The following is a 7,490-nucleotide window of genomic DNA, read 5'->3' as shown; positions in this document are numbered from 1 at the left end:
CACCAAGGCCAATGTGGCCACTGCCCTGCAGATGGTGTCTTGGGGGGTCCAGGTCAACGATTACGGTAATGCTATTCTGGACGATAGCGGTAATTTTATTAAGGTCAAGGGCGAAGGTGTGACCGAAGAGATGTGGTTGGAGATGGTAGCCTATGCTGCGGATAAGGGTTGGAAGGGTGGCAATTACAAGAGCCTGAACCTGCCATTTGAGCCTAAGCTTATGGGCCAGCCCAAAGAGATCCGTGAGCGGATGATTAAGCGGGTTGAGGATTTCGTCTACTCGATGTTGGTTAATATCTTTAACGCCAAAGATACCGCAGACCTTGCCATTGAGGCGATTCTTAAGGCGAATTCATTCGATATGGGGCCGAAAGCTACCATGGTTGAGGATCCGACCGAGTGGAGCGAGGCCAAGATTCGGGAGAGGGCCGCTTTTTTGACTACAGATAAGGGGCCGGCAGGTGATTTTGATGATTGATGACGTGCCCTTGTCACGAATTCATATTAAACAGGCTTGCAGATATGTGAGCCTGTGAGGTTTTGAACGAGCCGCTGCGGTTTTTTTTATTTTACCCCTTCACTGACAACTGTTCTCGTCTGGTGTGACACTTTGTCACATTGTGTTGTTTGGTTATTTCAATTAAATAACTATTCGCGGTAACTACACAGGTAATCAGTTATCGGTTTACGGTTATCGGTTAAAAGAATCATGATTAGTCATAAATCATCGCATGATACTCAATGTCAGTGTGTCCTCATCCATTGGCAAGACCCAATCACCGTCAACCGACAACCGATAACCGTCAACCGACAACCGTAAACCGATAACCGTAAACCGATAACCGACAGCCGACAGCCGACAACCTGATTGGCGTCAACGGGTTGGTGAGCTACTTGCCACGCTATTGGTTGGTGGGGAAAATTGTCTCGTTTATCCCCTGGACATGAAGGAAAACAGATCATGATTTCTCCCCGTAGCACCATTGATTCCTCGCGTTGGCGCAGGCGGATGGTAGTCATGTCTATTGTTTTGGTTATTGTCTCCTTCAATATTTTTAATATCCTCCTCACGGTCAAGTTGACTTTCTGTCACAATCGACAGATTCAAGCCATCAACACGGTCAGTATCAATGTCAGCGCTGCCCATTTCGATTTTGACAAGATCCTCAACGGGGATCACACCACTTCCCTTCTTGAAGTTAATGATCTTCTCCAGCAGGCGCTCACAGCAGTAGTGGAGATGGGTGCGGTCTCCAGGGAGGGTGTCCTGCATAAAATTACCCTGCCGGATGAGCTCCCAGGCCAGATTTCGGCGTTGACCAGACAACTTGACTCCCTACGCTTGTTGAGCGGTAACAGTCTGCAGTCGCTCAGGATGGAAGGAGGGGCGAGTTCCTTTGTCACCGAGGCTAACCGCGATTTTAGGCAGGTGAATAAGACGGTCGGAACGGTTAACTCCCTAATCTGGCAGACTATTAAGCGTGAACAAAGTCTTTTTATCAAAATTCAGATATTCATTACCTTCTGGTCCGTCCTCCTAGCGCTGCTTACCATCAGCTTGCTCCACCGTTATGATCGGGTCCGGCAGCGTAATGTGGAGGCATGGGCCCATCAGCGGAGTCAAGAACAATTTCTTGTCCAATTTTCCCGCTTCTGCCGTGATACTGCCAGAATCGAACCGGTCTATGAACTTGTCACTTCTTGGCTTTCTGGCCATCTTGGGATTGACCGTGTATCCGTATGGCGTTTCGATGAAGGGAGCGCCACTCTTTCCTGTCGTTGTCTCTATGAATCCGAGAGCAAGAATTTTTTCTGTGTCAGCAATAAACTATCGTGCCAGGAGATCCAGCTGTACTGCGCCGCCCTCAAGAAGGATGAACCAATCGTGGTCGAGGATGCTTGGACTCACCCCGCCACCGCCGAACTCACTGAGGATTATCTTCGCCCTCACGAGATCCGTTCCCTGCTCGACATTCCTCTCAAGTTAAATGGCGAAATCACTGGAGTTCTCTGTCTGGAGGTTAAAAAAAGGACGCGCGGGTGGGAACCGCAGGAGATTGCCCTATGCCTGGGAGTTGCGGACCATGTTTCTTTGGCCATGGGAAACGCCTGGGAGAAGGATCTCCGGCAACAAGAGCAGACTAGGTACTCAGTCAGACTGGAACATGAGGTAAGGGAGCGCACCACCGCCTTGGCGGTGGCTAATGAAGCTCTGCAGGAGAACGAGGCCAGGCTTCAACTTATCTTTAACAAGGCGCCGTTCGGGGCGGCGCTGGTCAATCTTTATGGCCATTTTGTTCAAGTTAACGAGGAGTTCCTCCGCTTTGTCGGTTATGCCGAGAAGAAATTAGCACAAGTCAATTTCCTCAGACTTGTGCAGGCAGAGCACCGGGCCCTTTATGAAGAGAATTTCGGCGCCCTTCTGGCCGGCGCTATTTCAAAGTTTAAGGCGGACAGCCTCTACCTGCACCATAACGACGGCTCTGTCTGGGGGCGGACAACCATCCGGGTCCTCAGAGACGACTCCGGTGCGCCTCTCTACTTTCTGGTTTTAGTGGAAAATATTTCCGAACAGAAGGCCTACGAGGATCAGCTCGGTAAACTTCATAAGGCGATCGAGCAGAGCCCCCTATCCATCCTGATCACCGATCCCTCCGGTATCATTGAATACGCCAACCCCTTTTTCTGTTCGGTCACCGGCTATGAACTTGCCGAGGTAGTCGGGCAGAACCCTAAGGTCCTGAAATCGAATGTCCATGAGCCTGCCTTTTATCAAGACCTCTGGCAAACCATCAAGGCTGGCAAGACTTGGCAGGGCGAGATCTGCAATCTGAAGAAGGATGGCACCCCGTTCTGGGAATATGCGTTGATCTCGCCGGTTACCGATCATGATGGCAAGATCGTCAGTTATATCGCGGTTAAGGAAAACATCAGCGCCAGAAAAAAGATGGCTGATGAACTGCGGGAACGCTCAGAGATTATTACGAGCATTGCCACTGCCGCTTTGAGCGCCATCATCATGATCGATAACAGTGGACTTATCTCTTTTTGGAATAAGGCCGCTGAACAAATATTCGGTTGGACGCGGCAGGAGGCCCTTGGGCAGGACCTCCACCAACTTCTTGTCCGTGATGAGTGCCGGCAAAGATTCCTGGTCAATTTTGAACAATTTCAGCAAAGCGGCGCTGGCTCAGCAATCGGTCGTCATGTGGAGATGAACGCCCTCCGCAAAAGCGGAGAGGAGTTCCCGGTTGAGCTCTCCCTCTCGTCGATTCGGGTCCAGGGGAAATGGCATGCCGTGGGAATTGTCAACGATATCTCCGAGAGAAAGGAAGCGCAAAAAGCTATCCTTATCGCCAGGGATGAAGCTGAAGCGGCAAACCGGGCTAAAAGCGATTTCCTGGCCCGCATGAGCCATGAGATCAGGACGCCGATGAACGCCATTATTGGATTCAGCGAACTCGCCTTGGAGATGACCTCGCCTCCTAAACTGACGGATTATCTTGGCAAGATCTCCTCTTCCGGGAAAAACCTTTTGTGCATCATTAACGACATCTTGGATTTTTCTAAGATCGAAGCAAAAAAAATGACGATTGAGGCGCACCCTTTCTCTCTTGAATCGATGTTGACTGATCTGGCCAGCATTACCACTATTAAGGCTGAGGAGAAGGGGGTGGAGTTCATGTTCGCCGTGGCGCCCGAGGTGCCGGAGCAGCTGGTCGGCGACTCTCTTCGTCTGAATCAAATACTCATCAATCTTGTTGCTAATGCCATTAAGTTCACCGAGAAAGGTGAAGTAATTCTTGAGATTGCGGTCCAGGAAAGGAGCGCCGACAGGATTACCCTTCACTTTTCGGTGCGGGATACGGGTGTGGGCCTTACCGAGGAACAGATCGGTAAACTTTTCACCCCATTTAGCCAAGCGGATGGTTCTATCAGTAGAAACTATGGTGGGACGGGGCTTGGCCTTGCTATTTGCAAGAGGTTGGTGGAGCTGATGCAAGGTGGGTTTGAGGTGCACAGTTGCTTAGGTCAGGGGAGCGATTTTTCATTTACTGCAGTATTGGCGGTACAAGAGGAATGTTTCACCCCGCTGGCTTATTCCGCCGACCTGCGGGTGCTGGTGGTCGAGGGGTACCCGGCAACTCGTGAGATTCTCCGTAAGGCGCTGGCGTCCTTTGCTTTTATGGTCACGGTAGTTGAGGACGGGGAAAAAGGACTTGAAGAATGTCGTCGGGCAATGGAGCAAGGAGACCCCTTCGATCTTGTCCTTCTGGATTACCGATTGTTAGGAAGGAATGGCGAAGTGGTGATAGAAGCAGTAAGGGCGTTGTTTCCTGCGGAGCAACAACCGAAAGTTCTTGTGCTCACTTCGACAAGCGCCGCCCACGTCGTTGAGCGCTGCCTTGCCGCCGGTTGTGATGATGTTATCGTCAAACCAGTGAGTCGAGTGGGCCTGTTGGCGGTTATCAACAGACTCTATGACCAGAGGAATCATGTTGAGGACAGCGCCGCCTCGTCCGAAGAAGAGGCTCATCTGCAACTGATTTACGGGGCCAGGGTGCTGGTGGTCGAAGACATTCTGATCAATCAGCAACTGGCGGAAGATATTCTTTGCCGGGTCGGAGTTTTGGTGGAGATTGCCAATAACGGTCAAGAAGCCTTGGACCTACTGTATGAAAAGGAATTTGATCTAGTGCTGATGGACATTCAAATGCCGGGCATGGATGGTCTCCAGGCTACCCGACTAATACGGGCCAGCGCTATCCAACGGTTGATCGATCTGCCTATTGTGGCCATGACCGCGAATGCCATCAGAGGAGATGAGGCCTTGAGTCTTGCCGCCGGGATGAATGACCACATCACCAAGCCAATCGACTGCCGGGCGCTCTTTGCCACCATTGCCAAATGGCTGCCTCCCAAATTTCACTCGGGAACTTTGGCTAAATCCCAGGAGACATTGGCAGTTTCATCGGGTGATCTTCTGCCACGAATTACGGGAATTGATCAGGCCCAGGTGATGAACAGGATAGGCAGCGTCCCTCTTTTCATTGAACTTCTTCATCATTTTGTCGATTTTTATCCGAAAGAGGCGGACCGGATCATTGCCCAGATAGAGAGTCGGAATTGGGATGATGCTTGCAGCGCGCTCCATAGCGTGAAAGGGGTATTGGGTGCCATTTGTGCCCAGGATTTATTCCGTCTTGCTGTCGATTTGGAACAAACATGTAAGAAACAGCAGGCCCCAGTGACGATGTTGGCCACATTCAAAAAGTGTTACGATCTGTTCATTGAAGATTTACAGGACTTTTTTTCCCCGGTGATAACCTCACCCTCTCCGGTGCAGCCATCACAGAAGATCGAACCTCGCCTGTTGCGCGATCTTTTGCTTTCTCTTCTGTTAGAGATTAAGGCACACCGACCAATCAAGTGTGTCGCTCTGATCACACAACTGAAAGAACTTACTTGGCCTGTGGAACGCCGGCTTGAGATAGAGCAGCTGATTTTTGCTGTCGAAAATTATCAATTCAAAAAGGCCGGACAGCTTGTTGAGCAGCTTGTCAACTTGTTGAATAATGAAAGGAACGAATGAAACAGCTTTCGCAATGCACGGTGTTGATTGTTGACGATACCAGGGAGAATATTGATATTCTGATCGGTGCCATGTCTAGCGCCTCTTATGATGTGATGGTCGCTATGGACGGGTTAACCGCTTTGGAGCTTGCCCAAAGAGACGTACCTGATTTAATCCTTCTTGATATCATGATGGCCGGCATGGATGGTTACGAGGTTTGTCGACGATTAAAAAACTCTCCTGCCACCAAGGATATCCCGGTGATTTTTTTAACTGCCCTTGCTGAAATTTCAAGCAAGACCAAAGGGTTTCAGTGTGGGGCCGTGGATTATATTACCAAACCTTTTGAGGTCGAGGAGATTCGCGTCAGGGTTAAAACTCATCTTTCTTTACAATTAGCCAGACAAGATCTGGCTCGACAGAATGAGCTTCTAGAGCAGCATGTGCGGGAGCGGACCAAGGAACTGTCTTTAACCCAAGAGGTCACCATCGACTGCCTGGCGGGATTGGCTGAACACCGTGATCCGGAGACCGGCGGTCATATCTTGCGTACTAAGCATTATATCCAGTTGCTTGCCAATCACCTTCGCCATCATTCCAGATTCAAGCGCCTGCTCGAAGAGTTCACCATTGACCTCTTCTGTAAATCAGCTCCGCTTCATGATATCGGTAAAGTCGGGGTTGCTGACAGTATTCTGCTTAAGCCTGGTACGTTGACGGACGAGGAATTTCAAGAGATGACCAAGCACACCGTTTACGGTCGTGACGCCATTGCTGCGGCCGAAAAGAAACTCGGGGGTAATTCTTTCCTGCGGATTGCCGCAGACTTTGCTTATACCCATCATGAAAAATGGGATGGCTCCGGTTACCCGCAAGGCCTGAAGGGAGAGGAAATCCCCCTTGCCGGCCGCTTGATGGCGTTGGCTGATGTGTATGATGCCCTGATCAGCAAACGGGTTTATAAGCTGCCCTGTCCTCACCATCAAGCAGTAAGGATTATCACCGAGGGTGACGGCCGTACTTCACCCTCACATTTTGATCCGGAAATATTGGCCGCCTTTACTGTGCTTCAGGAAGAGTTCAGGCTCTGTGCCCTGCGGTTTGCCGATTTCGAGGAAGAAAGGAGTGTGCTCAGGAGGAGGGTTGCGGATTAACTAATACTGGTTTGCCGCAGTACTCGTCTGGAAGGTTCGGCAGTGGGTGTGCGTAATCTATCAACTCTTGGTCGAATTCAGGTCGGCGGTTTCCTTGATCTCTGTTTTTAGTGAGTTTATTTCCTTCATGCCTGGGACGTTGTTTTCCAGCATGTTTTTACCTGTATCTTCCACATCGCGGAGACCATTCTTGAACGATCTGATGCCCTTGCCAAGTCCGGCGCCGATTTCAGGGAGCTTTTTGCCGCCAAAGACGAGAAAGGCGATTCCCATGATGATAATCAATTCTGGTGTTCCTAGTCCAAACATTGCGTGCTCCTCGGCTGGCTACCTTTGGTCGTTATCTGATTGAGGCGGTGGGGGTCAATATACTGTGGGTGAAGAGACGTATAGTTTACGCTTTGGTATCTGAATCGTCGGTATCTTCGGTGAGTTTGTTTGGGTCGCTCTTATTGGCATCCTTGAAATTCTTGATGCCTTTGCCGAGACCCGATCCGATTTCAGGCAGTTTTCCCGCCCCGAAGATGATGACGATGATTACCAGGATAATAAGTAGTTCCGGCATTCCCAGTCCGAACATGGCAGCCTCTCGATGTTGAATTTGGCGGCAATTCCCAATGGCACTCTTTTAGGGACTCGGAAAATACCAATTTACTGGATCGCGCCCGGATCTGGGACAGATTTGGTTGCTCTGATTGAACTAAACCGCAGGCGTAGCAGCGCTACGTCGAGGATTTTGTGATTGAGTCGCGACCAAAGAT

The 7,490-nt window shown here is 50.2% G+C and carries 5 protein-coding genes and 1 pseudogene; 3 read left to right on the top strand and 3 right to left on the bottom strand.

Annotated features, from left to right (window positions below):
- On the top strand, positions 1 to 478 hold a 478-nt coding region (locus FP815_09460), incomplete at its 5' end, for a ketose-bisphosphate aldolase (GenBank protein MBA3015165.1).
- 293 nt (positions 479 to 771) lie between these two features.
- Here FP815_09460 and FP815_09455 read toward each other — a convergent pair.
- Positions 772 to 864 (bottom strand): annotated as a pseudogene (locus FP815_09455) (annexin Max4).
- A 97-nt stretch (positions 865 to 961) separates the two neighbouring features.
- Between FP815_09455 and FP815_09450 the strand changes: the two are divergent.
- Both FP815_09450 and FP815_09445 read left to right on the top strand, forming a co-directional pair.
- A complete protein-coding gene (locus tag FP815_09450; GenBank protein MBA3015164.1) occupies positions 962 to 5,593 on the top strand; it encodes a PAS domain S-box protein in 4,632 nt (1,543 codons plus the stop codon).
- A complete protein-coding gene (locus tag FP815_09445; GenBank protein MBA3015163.1) occupies positions 5,590 to 6,729 on the top strand; it encodes a response regulator in 1,140 nt (379 codons plus the stop codon). Before FP815_09450 ends, FP815_09445 begins: the two co-directional genes overlap by 4 nt.
- Positions 6,730 to 6,789: 60 nt before the next feature.
- Here FP815_09445 and FP815_09440 read toward each other — a convergent pair whose 3' ends face one another.
- Both FP815_09440 and tatA read right to left on the bottom strand, forming a co-directional pair.
- Positions 6,790 to 7,038, bottom strand: coding sequence for a twin-arginine translocase TatA/TatE family subunit (locus FP815_09440; GenBank protein ID MBA3015162.1), 249 nt, complete (start codon positions 7,036 to 7,038; stop codon positions 6,790 to 6,792).
- 85 nt (positions 7,039 to 7,123) lie between these two features.
- Positions 7,124 to 7,309, bottom strand: a complete 186-nt coding sequence (gene tatA, locus FP815_09435) for a twin-arginine translocase TatA/TatE family subunit (GenBank protein MBA3015161.1) — start codon at positions 7,307 to 7,309, stop codon at positions 7,124 to 7,126.
- Positions 7,310 to 7,490: the final 181 nt, after the last annotated feature.

Source organism: Desulfobulbaceae bacterium (genome assembly GCA_013792005.1).
In the GTDB taxonomy this organism is placed as follows: domain Bacteria; phylum Desulfobacterota; class Desulfobulbia; order Desulfobulbales; family VMSU01; genus VMSU01.
This window is presented reverse-complemented; position numbering and strand designations above follow the sequence as displayed.